Source organism: Actinopolyspora xinjiangensis (assembly GCF_900104475.1).
GTDB lineage: Bacteria > Actinomycetota > Actinomycetes > Mycobacteriales > Pseudonocardiaceae > Actinopolyspora > Actinopolyspora xinjiangensis.
This window is the reverse complement of sequence record NZ_FNJR01000014.1, coordinates 82,351-99,693: the sequence shown is the minus strand read 5'-3', so window position 1 is coordinate 99,693 and position 17,343 is coordinate 82,351. Positions and strand designations below refer to the sequence as shown.

Annotated in this window: 15 protein-coding genes; 4 read left to right on the top strand and 11 right to left on the bottom strand. The window is 69.6% G+C overall.

Annotation, left to right across the window (positions count from 1 at the left end):
- Positions 1-406: 406 nt before the first annotated feature.
- Entirely contained in the window at positions 407-1,483 is a 1,077-nt protein-coding gene (locus BLQ75_RS19690) for an aspartate-semialdehyde dehydrogenase (protein ID WP_092604149.1), read from the bottom strand.
- Positions 1,483-2,748 (bottom strand): aspartate kinase, encoded by a 1,266-nt coding sequence (locus BLQ75_RS19685; RefSeq protein ID WP_092604148.1) that lies wholly within the window; start codon positions 2,746-2,748, stop codon positions 1,483-1,485. The genes BLQ75_RS19690 and BLQ75_RS19685 overlap by 1 nt, the downstream gene beginning before the upstream one ends.
- Before the next feature lie 513 nt (positions 2,749-3,261).
- Here BLQ75_RS19685 and BLQ75_RS19680 point away from each other — a divergent pair.
- From BLQ75_RS19680 to BLQ75_RS19670, 3 genes are all read left to right on the top strand, one after another.
- The gene (locus tag BLQ75_RS19680; RefSeq protein ID WP_244515761.1) at positions 3,262-4,326 is read left to right on the top strand and encodes a hypothetical protein; all 1,065 of its coding nucleotides are present in this window, start codon (positions 3,262-3,264) and stop codon (positions 4,324-4,326) included.
- 359 nt (positions 4,327-4,685) lie between these two features.
- Complete coding sequence (locus BLQ75_RS19675) at positions 4,686-5,273, top strand: nitroreductase family protein (RefSeq protein WP_092604146.1); 588 nt, start codon at positions 4,686-4,688, stop codon at positions 5,271-5,273.
- A gap of 198 nt (positions 5,274-5,471) precedes the next feature.
- Positions 5,472-6,437, top strand: a complete 966-nt coding sequence (locus tag BLQ75_RS19670) for a LysR family transcriptional regulator (RefSeq protein ID WP_092604145.1) — start codon at positions 5,472-5,474, stop codon at positions 6,435-6,437.
- Between the two features lie 97 nt (positions 6,438-6,534).
- On the opposite strand, the gene BLQ75_RS19665 is transcribed toward BLQ75_RS19670, so the two are convergent.
- Positions 6,535-6,918: a hypothetical protein gene (locus BLQ75_RS19665; protein WP_092604144.1), complete on the bottom strand. Its 384-nt coding sequence runs from the start codon at positions 6,916-6,918 to the stop codon at positions 6,535-6,537.
- A 120-nt stretch (positions 6,919-7,038) separates the two neighbouring features.
- Positions 7,039-7,326: a hypothetical protein gene (locus BLQ75_RS19660; protein WP_092604143.1), complete on the bottom strand. Its 288-nt coding sequence runs from the start codon at positions 7,324-7,326 to the stop codon at positions 7,039-7,041.
- Positions 7,327-7,609: 283 nt separating this feature from the next.
- Here BLQ75_RS19660 and leuA point away from each other — a divergent pair, with 283 nt between their 5' ends.
- Positions 7,610-9,439 (top strand): 2-isopropylmalate synthase, encoded by a 1,830-nt coding sequence (leuA, locus tag BLQ75_RS19655; protein WP_092604142.1) that lies wholly within the window; start codon positions 7,610-7,612, stop codon positions 9,437-9,439.
- A gap of 126 nt (positions 9,440-9,565) precedes the next feature.
- Here the strand turns inward: leuA and BLQ75_RS19650 are convergent, their stop codons facing one another.
- The 7 genes from BLQ75_RS19650 to BLQ75_RS19620 all read right to left on the bottom strand — a co-directional run bounded on the left by BLQ75_RS19650 (position 9,566) and on the right by BLQ75_RS19620 (position 17,343).
- Positions 9,566-9,787, bottom strand: a complete 222-nt coding sequence (locus BLQ75_RS19650; RefSeq protein WP_139183042.1) for a hypothetical protein — start codon at positions 9,785-9,787, stop codon at positions 9,566-9,568.
- Between the two features lie 558 nt (positions 9,788-10,345).
- Entirely contained in the window at positions 10,346-11,455 is a 1,110-nt protein-coding gene (locus tag BLQ75_RS19645) for an ABC transporter ATP-binding protein (protein WP_092604140.1), read from the bottom strand.
- Positions 11,448-12,446, bottom strand: coding sequence for an ABC transporter ATP-binding protein (locus BLQ75_RS19640; protein WP_092604185.1), 999 nt, complete (start codon positions 12,444-12,446; stop codon positions 11,448-11,450). Before BLQ75_RS19640 ends, BLQ75_RS19645 begins: the two co-directional genes overlap by 8 nt.
- Before the next feature lie 8 nt (positions 12,447-12,454).
- A complete protein-coding gene (locus BLQ75_RS19635) occupies positions 12,455-13,390 on the bottom strand; it encodes an ABC transporter permease (RefSeq protein ID WP_092604184.1) in 936 nt (311 codons plus the stop codon).
- Between the two features lie 156 nt (positions 13,391-13,546).
- Positions 13,547-14,557, bottom strand: coding sequence for an ABC transporter permease (locus BLQ75_RS19630; protein ID WP_092604183.1), 1,011 nt, complete (start codon positions 14,555-14,557; stop codon positions 13,547-13,549).
- Positions 14,558-14,746: 189 nt separating this feature from the next.
- Positions 14,747-16,432, bottom strand: a complete 1,686-nt coding sequence (locus tag BLQ75_RS19625; protein WP_092604139.1) for an ABC transporter substrate-binding protein — start codon at positions 16,430-16,432, stop codon at positions 14,747-14,749.
- A 224-nt stretch (positions 16,433-16,656) separates the two neighbouring features.
- Positions 16,657-17,343, bottom strand: coding sequence for a uridine kinase family protein (locus BLQ75_RS19620; RefSeq protein WP_244515756.1), 687 nt, complete (start codon positions 17,341-17,343; stop codon positions 16,657-16,659).

Below are 17,343 nucleotides of genomic sequence, written 5' to 3'. Positions count from 1 at the left end.
CAAGCCCACCTACCCCGACGATGCCTCGCCCGGCCGCGAACGGCAACGACGAGCCCACTCGTGTCCGAGGTCCTGTCCCGGAGAGCGCACGGAGCCGACGCCTTCCGCACGGCAGCGCTTCACCGTGGGGCACCACCGCGCCGCACGGGGGATTCCAGCTCCGTCTCGAACTCGAACGGCTCGCCCTCCCGGAAGACACCGCCCTCGGTGAAGTGCGAACGTCCTCCGGCAACCGCTCGAACTCTTCCAGGCTCGACAGATGAGCGGGCCAGGAATCGCGATGCCTCCAGGATCGACACCTACCGGCCGGCCCAGTACACCTGTGACAACACGACCATCCGTCCGGGTGGCGACCCTCGCGGGAACCTCGCGCGAGTCGCCACCACCCCGGCTCGGAGTGAGGCGGTCACCCCTCGGACGCCAGCGTCTCGGCGATCTCGTAGGTGTTCAGGGCCGCACCCTTGCGCAGGTTGTCACCGCAGACGAAGAAGTCGAGCGTGTTCGGGAAGTCGACCGCCTGGCGGACCCGCCCCACGTAGGTCGGCTCGCCGCCCACGACACCGGCGGGGGTCGGGAAGTCCGGCCCGTCCGGGTCGTCCCGGAGCACGACCGAGGAGGCCCCCTCGAAGACCCGATGCGCCTGCGCCACGCTGACCTCGCGATCGAAGGTGGCGTGCACCGCCAGCGAGTGCGTGGTCACCACCGGCACCCGTACGCAGGTGGCCGAGACCTTCAGGTCCGGGATGCCGAGGATCTTGCGCGACTCGTTCCGAACCTTGAGCTCCTCCGAGGTCCAGCCGTCCTCCTTCCGGGAACCACACCAGGGCACGACGTTCAACGCCAGCGGCGCCTTGAACGGCGTCTCCTCGGACAGCCCGGCAGCGACCAACGCCTCGGCGACGTCGCCCGCCCGGTCTCCAACCTGCTTGCCCGCGACGGCCTCGATCTCGGCGCGCAGCCGGTCGATGCCCTCCTGACCGGACCCGGAAGCGGCCTGGTATGAGGAGACGACCAATTCGCGGAGCCCGAACTCCCGGTGAAGCTCGCCGAGGGCGGCCATCATGGACAGGGTCGTGCAGTTGGGGTTGGCGATGATGCCCTTGGGGCGCTCACTCACCCGGTGCGCGTTGACCTCCGGGACGACCAGCGGCACCTCGGGGTCCATCCGGAAGGCGCCCGAGTTGTCCACCGCCACGGCGCCCCGCTCGACCGCCACCGGCGCCCACCGCGCGGACAGCTCGTCGGGCACGTCGAACATCGCGATGTCCACGTCGTCGAAGGCCTCCGGGGAGAGCGCCACCACGGTGTGCTCGACACCCCGGACGTCGATCCGCTTGCCCGCCGAGCGCGGCGAGGCGATCAGCTTTATCTCACCCCACGGCACGGTCTCCCGGGCGTTCATGATCTCGATCATGACCGAACCGACCGCGCCGGTGGCTCCCACGATGGCGACGGTGGGCCCTTCGGAACGTCCGGAACTCATCAGCGACCACTCCCTGCGTAGACCACGGCCTCTTCCTCACCGCCCAGTTCGAAGGCGGAGTGCAGCGCGCTCACGGCGTCGTCGAGCTGCGCGTCCCGGACCAGCACCGAAATGCGGATCTCGGAGGTGTTGATGATCTCGATGTTCACGCCCGCGTCCGACAGCGCCTCGCAGAACAGCGCGGTCACCCCCGGATGCGAACGCATACCCGCGCCGACCAGCGAGACCTTGCCGACGTCGTCGTCGTAGACGACCTCCTCGAAGCCGACCTCGCCCTTGATCTTCTCCAGCTCGGCCACCGCGACGGCCCCGTTGCTCTTGGCCACGGTGAAGGTGAGGTCGGTACGCCCGGAGGCCACCCCCGAGACGTTCTGCAGCACCATGTCGATGTCGATCTCGGCGTCGGCGACGGCCCGGAAGATCCTGCCCGCGACGCCGCGCGCGTCCGGCACACCGCGCACGGTGACCTTGGCTTCCGACCGGTCGTGCGCCACGCCGGTAATCATGGCCTGTTCCATGGGAAGATCCTCCACTGATCCGGACACGATCGTTCCGGGGTTGGCCGAGTAGGACGAGCGGACGTGCAGCGGCACGCCGTACCTGCGCGCGTACTCCACCGCGCGCAGGTGCAGCACCTTGGCGCCGGTGGCGGCGAGTTCGAGCATCTCCTCGTAAGTGACGCGGTCGAGGTGCCTGGCGTCACTCGCGATCCGGGGATCGGCGGTGTAGACACCGTCCACATCGGTGTAGATCTCGCACACGTCGGCGTTCATCGCGGCGGCTACCGCGACGGCCGTGGTGTCCGATCCGCCGCGTCCCAACGTGGTGATGTCCTTGCTGTCCTGGCTGACCCCCTGGAAACCCGCGACCATCACGATCCGGCCCTCGTCCAGCGCCTCCCGCACCCGACCGGGAGTGACGTCCATGATCCGGGCGTTCTGGTGCGCGGAAGTGGTGATCACACCGGCCTGCGAACCGGAGAACGAACGAGCCTGCTCACCGAGAGCTTCGATCGCCATGGCCACGAGCGCGTTGGAGATGCGCTCACCGGCGGTGAGCAACATGTCCAGCTCCCGCTCCGGCGGAGCCGGGTTGACCTGATTGGCCAGATCAAGCAGCTCGTCGGTGGTGTCTCCCATGGCGGAGCACACCACGACGACATCGTTGCCCGCCTTGCGGGTCTCCACGATGCGTTCGGCGACCCGCTTGATTCGATCGGCACTCTCGAGCGAGGAACCGCCGTACTTCTGGACGACGAGCGCCACCTGAACAAACCTCCTCGAGCCGCGCGGACGCCCCGGGTGCGAGACGCCCCGCACCGACACCGGGTCGACGGCCGGGCAATCGGCAGCGTGACGCCCTCCGTCCCCGAGGCCGCGATCACTCGATCGAGCCATGTGTTAGAGGCACGGACACACCTCACCCCACCCCGAGGTCCGAAGTACCGGCCACGAACCTCATCGGGCGCCTTAACCAGGCCGTTCCGCTGCCTGCCCAGCCTACCGAACCAACCCCTCACCACCCGAGAGCCGTTTGGCGTGGCTAACCTGGCTCCGGCGGCACACCCCCATGTTCCAGGCCCGGCGAAGAAGGTGCGCGAGTTGTCCACGACCGACGAAACGATCGGGACAGCCCGCCGGGAAAGCAGTGAATTTTCCGCCGCGCGGCGAGCTGGAAACCCGACTCCGCCACGAGCACCGGACCCCAAGCCGGGCAGCGAGAGTTCTCACTGGGCGCGCGCGGCCGGACCAGCTGTGGTATACCTCACCGTTCGCCTGGTGGGTCTGCTGGTGCTGGGCGCGTTCTCGGCGGTGCACCAGCAGTCGCTGGTCGACGGCCTCTTCTCCTGGGACGCGGACTGGTACCTGGAGATCGCGCGGCACGGATACACCGGCAACGACCGGTCGATGCTCGACGGCAACGGCAACCGGAACCCGCTCGCCTCGATGGCGTTCTTCCCCGGTTTCCCGCTGCTGACCGGCTGGCTGGCTGTCGTGCCCGGGATCGACCCGGCCGCCGCCGCGATGCTGCTCAACCTCGCGGCGGGGCTCGCCTGCGCCTACGGGCTCGCCCGGCTGGGCCGCCTCGTGAACGGCTCGAACCGCACCGGCCTGCTGCTCGTGGCGCTGTTCGCGGCCGCGCCGATGTCGATCGTGCTGTCCATGCCCTACAGCGAACCGCTGTTCTGCGCGCTGGCGGTGTGGACCCTGCTGTGGCTGCTGGAGGGGCACTGGGCGCGGGCGGGCGTGGCCTGCGCGCTCGCCGGCGCGGTCCGGCACACCGGGGTGGCGCTGATCCTGGTGGTGATGCTGGTGGCCCTCGTGGCGCTGCTGCGCCGCCGCGACGGCGCGCGCCCCTGGTTCGCGCTGTTGGCCGCCCCGTGCGGGATGCTCGGCTACCTGGGGTGGGTGGCGCTGCGCACGGGTCAGCTCGACGGCTACTTCCAGGTGCGGCGGAGCGGCTGGTCCTCCGCGCCGGACGGCGGGGTGGCCACCGCGCGCTTCGTCGGCGAAGCCCTGTTCACGGACGAGTCGGTGTTCGTGACCTTCGCGGCATGGCTCCTGCTGGCCGCGGTGGTGCTGCTGTTCTGCTGCCTCGATCGCCGGATCGCGTGGCCCCTGGTGGTGTACGCGCTGCTGGTGGTGGCGTTCGTCCTGGGCACCGACGGGTTGATGTTCGCCAAACCGAGGGCGCTGCTGCCCGCCTTCCCACTACTTCTTCCGCTGGCGATGGGGCTGAGCGACCGGCGCGCTCCCGTGATGCTCTCGGGGCTGGCGGCGTTCGTGTGCTTCGGGAGCTGGTTCAGTGCCTACGCCCTGGTGGTTTGGCCTTACGCGTTTTGACGATCGCCGAGACCTTCGGCCGGTGGCTCGGTCAGCCGGTACGTGAGGCGGTGCCTCGCGATGCGTCCGCCTCACGCCGATCGAGACACGCGCCCCGTTTACCCGCATGGTCGCGTTTCGACGGGCGGCGCCGGGCCGTGTCGGCCGGGGAGTGCTCGGAGCGCGTTCCGCGAAGATGCTCGGGGCTCGGCCTCACGCCGAGAGTCCGGTGATTTCGCGAGAAGTTCACCCGGTCCCTGAGTCGAGAGGGCACCGACCTCGCGAGGTCTCGTCAACGAGCGCCCGACATCGGGGAGCCACCCGAGTGGGGGAGAATCAAGGGCGGCAAGTGAGCGCCGAGCGGCCACGGAGGCACCTTGTTGAAACCCGCCGACTCATCGGTCCCGCTGCACCCGTTGCTGGCCGAGCGGTGGAGTCCGCGCGCGCTGGACCCCCGAGCCGAGCTGACCGACAAGCAGTTCACCGCACTGTTCGAGGCCGCGCGGTGGGCCCCCTCCTGGGGCAACACCCAGCCTGCTCGTTACATCGCCGGCCGCAGGGGCGACGAGACGTTCGAGAAGCTGCACGGCACGCTTTCCCGGGGCAATCACGGTTGGGCGGGCAACGCCTCGGCTCTCGTGCTCGGGGTGGCCAAACTGACCAACGAGGACGGCGAAGCGCTGCCCTACGGTGAGTACGACCTCGGACTGGCCACGGAGAACCTGGTGCTGCAGGCCGTCGGCGAGGGACTGGTGGCGCACCAGATGGCCGGGTTCGACCGGCAGGCCGCCCGGGAGGCCTTCGGTGTTCCCGACAATCACGAACCGATGGTCGTGATCGCCGTGGGGACTCCCGGCGATGTGGAACAACTGCCCGACCGGCTGCGTGAGAGGGAAGCCGCCCCCCGAAGCCGTGTCCCGCTCGCGGAGTTCGTGTTCAGCGGTTCGTGGCAGGAACCCACGTTCTGACCGTCGCCCGTTCGACATCGGCGGAGTGCCGGGGCGGGAGGCTCGACGAAGCCTGGGAGGGCTCGCCGAACCAGCATCGTCGGAACACCGCCTCCACCAACCGGCACTTCCCGGAAAGTGGGAAGACGGTGGGCGTCCCCGCGCGAGCGCGACAAAAGAGGATAGCCATTCGGCTGACCGCGCAATAGTCTCTCCGCCATGCTCCACCACCCGAGTACCGATTCGCCCCGGCGGCTGGACACCGCTCGGCGAGCGGGTGAGTCGTCGCTCGACCTGCCACAGCTGCGGACGTTCCTCGCGGTCTACCGTGCGGGGTCGTTCACGGCGGCGAGCAAGCTGCTGGGACTCTCGCAGTCCACGGTGACCACGCGGATCCGAGCGTTGGAGGAACGGCTCGGCACGCCGCTGTTCGAGCGGCTGCCGCGCGGTGTCGCCTCGACGGCCTCCGCCGTCGAGCTGGCGGCCGAGGTCGCGGCCCCTCTGGACGAACTGGCCTCGGTGGCCGAGCGGGACAGGAACGAACCCGCCACCCCGAGCGAGCCGGTGCGACTGGCGGGTCCCGCGACACTGCTGAGTGTCCGCGTGCTGCCCTCACTGGCACCGAGCATCGGATCGGGGATTCGGCTCGGTGTCACGTTCGGACAGCCGGGTGAGCTGCTGAACGGACTGCGCGGCGGCAGGTTCGACCTGGTGCTGTCCACCGCTCGCCCCCGGGGACGGGCCGTCAACGCCGTTCCGCTGCTGGACGAGGAACTGGTGCTGGTCTGCGCCCCGGGCACCGCGACGCGCATCGACCGCGTCCGCCTCCGTGACCGGGACCCGGCCGCGCTGGGCGGGATACCGCTGGTCGCCTATGCGGACGACCTCCCGCTCGCGCGGGAGTACTGGCGGCACGTGTTCGGCACGCGGCCGACCGAGCAGGCCACGATCGTCGTACCGGATCTGAGGGCGATACGCTCCACGGTCACCGCCGGACAGGGGATCGCGGTGCTGCCACGCTACCTGTGCGAGTCCGAACTGGTCTCCGGAGAGCTGACCGACCCACTGGAACCGGCGAATCCCCCCGAGAACACGGTTTTCCTCGCCCAGCGGGCGGACGCCACGGAGAACCACCACGTGACGCTGCTCCGACAGGAGCTGCTGCGAATCGCCGGCTCCTGGTGAGCGCTCCCCGCGCGAAGCACCCGGTGCCCGCCTCGCGGCCGGGGACCGCGATTCGCGGGAGAGCGCCGCCGGGATGACCGCGGCACCGGGTGGAGACTCAACGCGACGCGGCACCGAACGCCCGGAGCAGCCGCACCACGAGCACCGAGGCGAGCAACCAGCAGATCGCCGCGAGTCCGTAGTTGAGCAGCACTTCGAGCTTCGGCTGCTCGGGCTTGAGGAACAGGTCGCGGAAACCGAACGCCAGAGTTCCCGACCAGTCCGCCACGAAGCGTGTCAGCGAGTTCTCCGGGTTGGCGCCGCCGACGGTCAACACCACGTGCGCGGCGAGCAGGGCCGCTGCCAGGGAACAGACCCAGCGCACCACCGTGGTGAGCGCACCGGACGTGCGGGTCCACAACCGCGCGACATCGAAGGACGCACGGCGGCGGTGCCCGCTCCGGCCGGAGGTGCGCGCCGGGTCCGCCACGTCTTCGGACATGGGGGAAGTGTGACACGGAACACGATCGAATTACCAGTGGGTAGCCGAACGTCCGCCGAATTCGGCTACCCGGTCGATCCGGCCGGGGATCCGGGAACGCCGCAGCGGAGCGCGTCGTACTCAGCCGAGGATCCGCGCGAGCAGTCCTCCCAGCAGCATCCAGAACATCGCGGCCAGGCCGTAGTCCAACAGCACCTGCAGCACCCGGCTCGGCGCGTCGATCAGCCCGGGGAAGAACAGCGCGAGCGGTTCCGCCGCACGGGCGACGGACTGGGCCAGCTGTCCCTCCGGCCGGAAATCGAACAGTACGAACACGGTGTGCGCGACCAGCAGCACGGCGAGCAGGAAACCGATCCCCTGCAGCAGGGTCGCCAGAGCCGAACCGGAGTTGGTCTTCTTCGCGGCCATGTCACCAGCCTGCCTTACCTGGCGGCCGGGGATCACCGGGAGTTCCGGCCGGTATGGTGCCGCCGGAACCCGGACATCGCTCGGCGCCGCGACGGAGAAGGGTCCACCATGCGAAACAGGAGGTTGCGTTCCGAACACGGGATGCGGTTAGGCTGTTGACGTGACTTTCAGCCTCCTGCTTCGCCGCCGCGACGGGGTCAGTTAGACCGGCCCCTCGTCGCGGAGGTGAAGCGTGCCGGTCGATGAGTTCCCGAACCGAGCACAAGCAGGAGATTCAGCCAGAATGAGCAACGGTTCCGCTTCCGAATCCAGTTCCGGCAGGCGCGGCGAACCCTCGACGGGCGCGGGCCCGCGCCCCCCCTCGCGTCCCGCTCCTCCCGACCAGAAGCCCTGGAACCCGCAACGCGGCAGCTCGATGCCGTTCCACCGCTACCGACCGTTCGACGAGCTGGTCGAGAACGTCTCGCTGCCGGATCGCACCTGGCCGGACCAGCGCATCACCCGTGCCCCGCTGTGGTCGGCGGTGGATCTCCGCGACGGCAACCAAGCGCTGATCGACCCGATGTCGCCCGCGCGCAAGCGCCGGATGTTCGAGCTGCTGATCGCGATGGGCTTCAAGGAGGTCGAGGTCGGCTTCCCCGCCGCGAGCCAGACCGACTTCGACTTCGTACGCGAGATCATCGAGGACGGGGCCGTCCCGGAGGACGTGCGCCTCCAGGTGCTCACCCAGGCACGCCCCGACCTGATCGAGCGCACCTTCGCCGCGCTGGAGGGTGCCCACTCGGCGATCATCCACCTGTACAACTCCACCTCGATCCTGCAGCGGCGCGTGGTCTTCGGCGAGGAGCGCGAGGGAATCACCAAGATCGCCACGCAGGGCGCCGAGGTGGTGCGCGAGTACGCGGCCAAGTACCCGGACACCGACTTCCGGTTCCAGTACTCCCCCGAGTCGTTCACCGGGACCGAGCTGTCCTACGCCGCCGAGATCTGCGACGCGGTCACCGAGATCTGGGAGCCCACGCCGGAGCGCCCGGTCATCCTCAACCTGCCCGCCACCGTCGAGATGGCGACGCCGAACCTCTACGCCGACTCGATCGAGTGGATGCACCGCAATCTGTCCAGGCGCGACTCGGTGATCCTCTCGCTGCACCCGCACAACGACCGGGGCAGCGCCATCGCGGCCGCCGAGCTCGGCTACCAGGCGGGTGCCGACCGCATCGAGGGCTGCCTGTTCGGCAACGGCGAGCGCACCGGAAACGTGGATCTGGTGGCGCTGGGGATGAACCTGTTCAGCCAGGGCGTCGATCCCCAACTGGACCTCTCCGACATCGACTACGTCAAGCGCACCGTGGAGCACTGCAACCAGCTGCCCGTTCCCGAACGGCAGCCGTGGGGCGGCGAGCTGGTCTACACGGCATTCTCCGGCAGCCACCAGGACGCGATCAACAAGGGGTTGCGCGCGCACCGCGAGGCGGCGGAACGCGCGGGGGTCGCGGAGAGCGACCACCCGTGGGAGGTGCCGTACCTGCCGATCGACCCGAAGGACGTGGGCCGCAGCTACGAGGCGGTGATCCGGGTCAACTCGCAGTCCGGCAAGGGCGGCGTGGCCTACGTGATGAAGACCGAGCACCAGCTCGACCTGCCGCGCAAGATGCAGATCGAACTGTCCAAACTGATCCAGCAGCGCACCGACTCGGACGGCGGCGAGGTCGAGCCGAGCGAGATGTGGCACACCTTCGCCGAGGAGTACCTGGACTCGACGTCCCCGCTGGAGCTGGTGCGGCAGCGCCTCAGCGGCGAGGCCGGGGACGAGACCATCGAGGCCACCGTGCTGGTGGAGGGAACCGAGCACGAGATCAGCGGTTCGGGCAACGGCCCCATCGCGGCGTTCGTGGACGCGCTGGGCACGGTGGGCTATCAGGTGCGAGTGCTCGACTACCACGAGCACGCTATGACGGCGGGCGACGACGCGAAGGCCGCCGCCTACCTGGAGTGCTCGGTGGACGACGGGACGGGCGAGCCGAGCGTGCTGTGGGGCGCGGCCATCGACACCTCGACCGTCACAGCCTCGCTGCGCGCGGTCGTCTCGGCGGTCAACCGCGCCAACCGCTGATCGGGCCCACCCGGTCCTCGGAGCGCTCGCCCGGTGCCCGCACCGCGCGTGGCACCGGGCGAGCTCCGTCCGTCCCCGCGATGGGCGGTCGGCACCGGTGCGGGCCGTCCCGCCGGACGAACGGGGTCAGCGCGCTGTGGAGGTGCCCAGCAGCTTCGCGAACTCGCCCGCCTCCTCGGGAGTGAACACCAGGGTCTCTCCCGGTGGCAGCACCAGCGCGACCCGGTCACCCAGCACCAGCACCTTGACCTCGTCGTCCGTACCGTCCTCACCGCCGGAGCCCTGGCACGGCACGCTCCAGCTCAGCCGTTCGGGGTCGAGCCGGTCACCTTCCGAGGCATCGGACACCACACGCACCTCCGTTCGGGAAGATCACCACGCCAGTCAACCGGGTAAGCGCCGGTGGAGCAACGTGCGTCATCCCAACGGGGACAGGATCGAAATCGCTCCGGGACCGACGAACCGCTCCTGGTTCCGGCGGCGTCGGTTTCCGACGAGCTCACCGGGCCACTGGCGGATCCCCCGCTCCGTGAGGTGATCCGCCCCGGTGGGCGCCGATTTCTCGCGAAATCGCCGGGCCTTCGGGCACCGGAGCGCCGGAGTACCGCTCACGACCGAAGCCCCTGCCGGTCCCACAGCTCGAACCCCGACCGCTCCATCGGGGCGGGCTCCGACCACTCCCACAGGACGAGCCCCCCGGCCACCCCCGCAGCTCGGATCCCGATCACCCCCGCGGGACGAACCCCGACCACTCCAGCAAGCCGAGCTCCTACCACCCTCGCAACAGGCACCGCCGCGGGTTCTCCCGTGCGGCTCTCGTGAGGACCTCGGAGACGTTGTGCAGTACCTACCCGATGTCGGGCTTCCCGGAGCGAGAGCCCGCGAGAGGTTCCGCCAAGCGACCGACTACGAAATCCCGGCGGAAGAGCTTCCCTCGGCCGGGTTCGGGGTGATGAGGCCGTCGCGAATCTCCTCGGCGTAGTGACACGCGACCCGGTGCCCCCCGCCGAGGTCGCGCGGCTCGGGGCGTTCGGTGTCGCAGCGCGTGGGCTGCCGCCAGGGACACCTGGTGTGGAACCGGCACCCGGTGGGGGGCGCGGCGGGCGAGGGCAGGTCCCCGGACAGCAGTATCCGCTCCCGCCGGTCCTCCACCTCGGGCTCCGGGACCGGCACCGCCGAGAGCAACGCTTTGGTGTAGGGGTGCAGCGGCCGCTCGTAGAGGGAGTCCGAATCGGACTCCTCCACCAGGCCGCCCAGGTACATGACCCCGATGCGCCGCGCCACGTGGCGAACCACCGCGAGGTCGTGCGCGATCACCAGGTAGGTGAGGCCGAACTCCTCCTGCAGGTCCTCCAGCAGGTTCAGCACCTGCGCCTGTACCGAGACGTCCAGCGCCGAGACGGGCTCGTCCGCGACCACCAGGTCGGGGCGCACCGCCAGCGCCCTGGCGATGCCGATGCGCTGCCGCTGCCCGCCCGAGAACTCGTGCGGGTACTTGCGCAGCGCCGATGCGGGCAACCCGACGGCCGAGAGCAGCTCGCGGAGCTCGCGCTCGGTCCGCTCCGCCCCCCTGTCCAGCCCGTGGGCCCGCATCCCCTCCACGAGCAGCGACTCGACGGACTGCCTGGGATCCAATGAGGACAGCGTGTCCTGGAAGACCATCTGCATGCGCCGCCGCATCCGCCGCAGCGGTTCGCCGGACATCCGGGACATGTCCGTACCGTCGAAGCGAACCGAACCACCACTGGGCTTCTCCAGCCGCAGCACGGCCTTGCCCAGCGTGGACTTCCCGCAGCCCGACTCGCCCACCAGTCCGTAGGTCTCGCCGCGACCGATCCGCAGCGACACCCCGTCCACCGCGTAGACGTGCCCCACGGTGCGGTCCAGCACGATCCCCCGCTTGATCGGGAAGTGCACCCGGAGGTCGTCGATCTCCACCAGGGAGTCCGCCACCGGTTCGCCCACCTCGGCGGCGTAGGCGCCGGAACTCGTCGTCGTGCTGCCCGGCTCAGTCATCGGCTCGCTCCACTGTCTCGGTCGCGTCGACGGGGTTGTGGCATCGCAGCTGTTCGCCCGCATCGGTGGTCTCCAGCTCGGGAGCGCGCTGCCCGCACACCGCCAGGGCGTTGCCGCAGCGCGGGCTGAAGGCGCACCCCCGCTCCCACGGGATGTTGTCGGCCACCGAACCGTCGATCGGCGCCAACCGCTGCCCACGCGGGGAGTCCAGGCGGGGGACCGAGGCCATCAGCCCCGCCGTATAGGGGTGCCGTGGCCGGGAGAACAGCTCGTGCCGCTGGGCCCGTTCCACGATCCGCCCGGCGTAGAGCACGTTGACCTCGTCGCACATCCCCGCGACGACGCCGAGGTCGTGGGTGATCATGATCAGTGCGGTGTCGGTCTCGGCCACGAGCTCCCGGAGCAGGCTCAGTATCTGCGCCTGGATGGTGACGTCGAGCGCGGTCGTGGGCTCGTCGGCGATCAGCAGTCGCGGCTCGCAGGCCAGCGCCATGGCTATCAGCGCGCGCTGGCGCATCCCACCGGACAGCTGGTGGGAGTACTCCCCGAGCCTGCGCGTCGGGTCGGGGATACCGACCCTGTCCAGCAACCTCGCCGCCTCCCGCTTGGCGTCGCGGCGGGAGAGCCCCCGGTGGCGCTCGATGACCTCGGAGATCTGCACCCCGATGGGAACCACGGGGTTGAGCGAGGTCAGCGGGTCCTGGAAGACCATGCCGATCTCCTTGCCCCTGCGCCGGTCGAACTCGCGCCGCGAGAGCCGCAGCAGCTCGCTGCCCGCCAGCTTCGCCGAACCGGACACCTCGGTGCCGCGCTGCGGCAGCAACCCCATGATCGCCAGCGAGGTCACGGACTTGCCGCAGCCGGATTCGCCGACGAGACCCACGGTGCTGCCGGGGTGCACGTCGAACGAGATCCCGTCCACCGCCGAAACCGTGGGTTCGTGCCTGCGCACGAACCGCACGGACAGGTCGCGCACTTCCAGCAGTGCCATGTCGCCGTTCACCGCCGCTTCTTCGGGTCGAGGGCGTCCCGCAGCGACTCGCCGACGAGCGTGAAGCCGAGCGCGACGACGATGATGCAGCCCGCGGGCCAGAAAGCCAGGTGTGGGTGGGTATCGAAGAAGTTCTGCGCCGAGCCGAGCATCTGCCCCCATTCCGGCGTGGAGGTGTCGGCCGCTCCCAGCCCGAGGAAGGAGAGCGCGGCCGCGTCGATGATGGCCACCGCGAGCATCAGGGTCGCCTGCACGATCACCGGCCCGAGCGCGTTGGGGAGCATGTGCCGGAACACGATCGACCGCTGGCGCACCCCCAGTGCCCGGGCGGCCAGTACGTGATCGCTCGCCCGCTGGGCGAGCATGGTGCCCCGCAGCAGTCGCCCGAATATCGGGATCTGCACGGTGGCGACCGCGATGATGACGGTGAACTGGGACTGCTGCTGGAAGAGCGCTCCGATGGAGACGGCCAGCAGCAGCGAGGGGACCGAGAGCAGCACGTCGACCACGCGCATCACGAGGGTGTCCACCCAGCCGCCGAAGGCGCCCGCCAGGATGCCCAGGGTCAGACCGCCGCCCAGTCCGATGACCGTGGCCAGCAGGGCCACCAGCAGGGTCTGCTGCGAGCCGAGCAACAGTCTGGACAGCAGCGGCCGTCCGTACTGGTCCCCTCCCAACGGGAAACCGGGCTGTGGTGGGGGGATGCTGTTGTCCGCCCGCGAGACCTGTTCCTCCAGCAGCCGCAGGGCGGGGTCGTGCTGGGCCAGCAACGGCGAGACGAGGGCCAGCAGCACGAACGCGCAGATGATCCCCGCGCCCACGAGGAACGTGGGACTGCGACGCAACCGCCGCCACGCCGAGGCCGCGAGGCTGACCCCGGCGGCGGTGTCCCCGCCGGACTCGGCCAGCCCGTCGATGCGCTCCCTGCGTTTGGTACCAAGCACTGTGCGCGACCCCTCACTGCTGCTTTCCTGTCGTGTCGGCGCGACCGGTGTCGTGTCCCCGGCGCCGGAGGTCTCGGAACGCCCCACCGCACGCTCTCTCCCGAAAGCGGGTTCGGCCCCGGCGAAATCCGTCGAATGGCGAGCACCACCCTCCGATCAGCGCGTCCGGAGTCTCGGGTCGATCGCCGCGTAGGCGAGATCGACGAGCAGGTTGACCAGCACGTAGACCATCGCGGTGGCCAGGATCACCACCTGCAGCACGGCGTAGTCCTGTCGTTGGAATCCCAGCGAGAGCGCCTGGCCGAGACCGGCGATGTTGAACACCTGTTCGGTCAGCACCGCCCCGGACAGCAGCGCCCCGGTCTGCAACCCGATGGTGGTGACCACCGGGAGCATCGCGTTGCGCAGGATGTGCCTGCCGCGCACCACCATCGCGCCGAGCCCCTTGGAACGGGCGGTGCGCACGTAGTCCTCCTCGACCACGTCGAGCACCGAGGCGCGGGTGAGCCGGAAGATCACCGCGAACGGGATGGTGGACAGCGCCACGGCGGGCAGCAGCAGGTGGACGAACGCGTTCCACGCCGCGTCCCACTCCCTGGTGAGCAGCCCGTCCAGGACGTAGAAGCCGGTCGCGTGGGTGGCGTCGAGCCCGGCCTCCTGCCTTCCCGAGGCGGGCAGCACGCCGAATTCGATGGCGAAGACGTACTTGAGCAGGAAGGCCAGGAAGAACACCGGCACCGCCACGCCGATCAGCGACCAGGTGATGCTGAGGTTGTCCAGCCAACCGCCCTGCCTGCGGGCCGCGAGGTATCCCAGCGGGATTCCCACGGCGACCGCCAGCAGCAGCGCCAGCACCGAGAGTTCGAGGGTCGCCGGCATGCGCTGCAGAAAGACCTCCATGGCCGGGGTGCCGGGCTGCACCCCGGTGGAGACGCCGAAGTCCCCCGTGAGCGCCCGTCCCAGGAACTTCCAGTACTGCACGTACAGCGGCTGGTCCAGCCCGAGCTGTTCCACGAGGCGAGCGCGGGACTCCTCGGTGGCGCGCTCCCCGAGCAACGCGGAGACCGGACCTCCCGGTAGTGCCCGCAGCCATCCGAACAGCAGGACCGACAGCACGACCGTGACGATCAGCAGCTGGCCGAGTCGCCGGACCGTGTAACGAAGCAAACCGGAATCCTCCGTGGTCTGTGGGAACCCGTGGGCACCGCCCGGCAGGGCTCCGCTGAGCCGGTGCTTCCGCTCCCGCTCGCCCCGCTGTGCGTCCCCGGGAGGCCCGGCGGCGACCGTGCGCCGGACAACACCGGTGGCCCCCACCCGAGCGGGACTGCCGGATTCGACGGAGCCCTGTCGGCGGGACTACTTCTCGATGCGCACGGAAGCGAACTGCTCAGCGGTCAACGGCGAGGTGACCAGCCCCTTGACGTGCGGGGCCGTCACGATCGCCGGCGGCGAGTGCGACAGCGGCACGGCGGGCAGGTACTCCGACTTCAGGTCGCGGTTGATCGCGGTGTACATCCGCTCCCGCTCGGCGGGGTCGGGTTCCCTGTCCGCGGCGTCCAACCGGTTGGCCAGCTCCTCGCCCCAGGGGGCCGGTTTGGTGTAGAACTGGTTCTCGGTGGTGCCGAAGAAGGTTCCGATGAAGTTGTCCGGGGAGTTGTAGTCGCCGGTCCAGCCGAGCAGGAAGACCTCGGCCTCGCCCTTGTTCACATCGGATATGTAGCCACCGTTCCAGGGCTTGCTCACCGGTTTCACGTTGATGCCCGCCTTGCGCATGTCCCCGGCGAGAGCGTTGAAGATACCGCGCGGGTCGGGCATGTAGGGCCGTGTCACCTGGGTGGGCCACCAGAACTCGATGGTCAGGTCGGGGTGACCGGCCTCGGCGAGCAGTCGCTTGGCGCGCTCCGGATCGTAGGAGTACTTCTCGACGTCCTCGGCGTATCCGTCCACGTTGGACGGGTAGTACAAGTCGGCGACCTCGGCGCCGTCCGGCAGGTTGGCGTTGACCAGGTTCTCGCGGTTGACGGCGTAGGCCAGCGCCTTGCGGACCTTGAGGTCGCGCAGCGCGGGGTTGTGCTTCTGCGAGATCCCCAAGTAGAGGATGTTGAACGGCTTGCGGACCTGCACGTTGAAGTCCTGCTGCCGCAACGAGTCCAGGTCGGCGGGGTTCGGGAAGTCGTAACCGTCGATCCCGCCGGAGAGCAGCTCCTGCTTGCGCACCGACTCGTCGGGGATCACCTTGAAGACGAGCCGGTCCAGCCGGGCCTTCTCACCCCAGTACTCGTCGTTGCGGTTCAGCACGACGGACTGGTTGCTCTGGTCGTAGGAACCGAACTCGAACGGCCCCGTGCCGGTGGGGTGCTTCTCGGCGTACTCGGAGTAGTCGAAGCTCGATCCCTGCGCCACGACGTTGTCGGCCTCGTATTTCCTCATGGCGGTGGGCGACTGGATGCTGAACGAGTCCAGGCCGAGCGCGGCGGGGAACTTGGAGGTCGCGCGGGTCAGCTCGATCACCGCGGTGGTCGGGTCCTTCGCCTCGCAGGAGGAGTACAGCGAGGGCTCGTCGTCACCGGCGAAACCGCCGAAGGTCTCGATCCAGTAGTAGGAAAGCGCGGCGCTCCGCCCGGGGCCGGTCTGGTTGTACCAGCGTTCGAAGTTGGCGCATACGGCCTCGGCGTCGAAGTCCGTGCCGTCGTGGAACTTCACGCCCTCGCGGAGTTGGAACGTCCACTCCTTGCCGTCCTCGGAGGAGCTCCAGTCGGTGGCCAGTTCCGGCTCGACCTGGACGGTCCCCGGCTCGAAGCCGACGAGCCCCTCCATCATCTGCCGGGTGACGCGGAAGGTCTCTCCGTCCGAAGCGTAGAACGGATCGAACAGGGCCGGGGCTCCCGGCGCCCCGAACACCATGGTCTGTCCACTGTCGTCCCCACGCTGCGACTGCACACACGCGGACAGGGAGGTGGCCAGCACGGCCGTCAGCCCGACCGTCACAAGCCTGCGTCCCACTCTCGATAACCGGAAGCCCGGTCGACTGGCTGCGCCCATCACTCACCTCAGTGTCATGCCTCACAAAGTGGTGGAGACGGTAACCCGGCGAGTGTGTCCCGATCAGGACCTCAGGATTACGATTCGACTACAACGTTCGATCCAATCCCCGGGAAAAGTGGAAAAATTTGCAAAAATCCTGGTCAGAGACGAAAATAATGTGGGACTCGACACCGGTCGGCGAGGATATCTCCGAAGATCACCTGTAGCGGCGGGCTCGATCGTCAGGTCCGCAGGACGAAGTCGGCCCGCAACCTGGTGCGGTCCGAGCGGAACCAGTTCCCTTCGAACAGCTGCCACCGGAGCAGTTCTCCCCGGCTCGACTCACCGTCACGCAGCACCGCGCGCTCCAGCCGCACCGCCGCGCTCGGCGGCTCCATCCAGACCAGCCCCGAGAGGTGGCGCGCCACCGAGCGCCTACCCGCCGAAACCCCTTCGAGCAGCAGCAACTCCGGCACGGGCACGTCGAACGTCGCCCCCGGAACCGGCACCCCGTCGGGCCACTCGGTGCGTCGGTAGCGCCCCGGCCTTCCCAGGCGCAGCGGCTCCAGCACACCGTCCCGCAGCCGGGGCCACCAGCGCACCGGCTCCTGCCAGGTGGCGAAGTCGTCGGTGCCGAGCAGCGCGGCGTCCGTTCCGGCCGACACCAGCGCGGACAGCAGCAAGCGCGCGAACGTCGACTTGCCCGCACCGGACGGACCGTCCACCGCGACCAGGCGCACCGGCCCCAGCCGGGGTGGGCCGCACCGCAACCGGCGAGCCAGGGCTTCCGCGACGGACCGGTCGGCCTTCCGGGGCAACCTCGGCACCGCGGAGGTGGTGTGCCCGACCGCGCTCCGAGTCTCTGCTTTTCCGGCGCGGACGGGGGCCCGCCACCGCCGGGCGGGCGGGAGCACCTCCCGCCGGGTCAC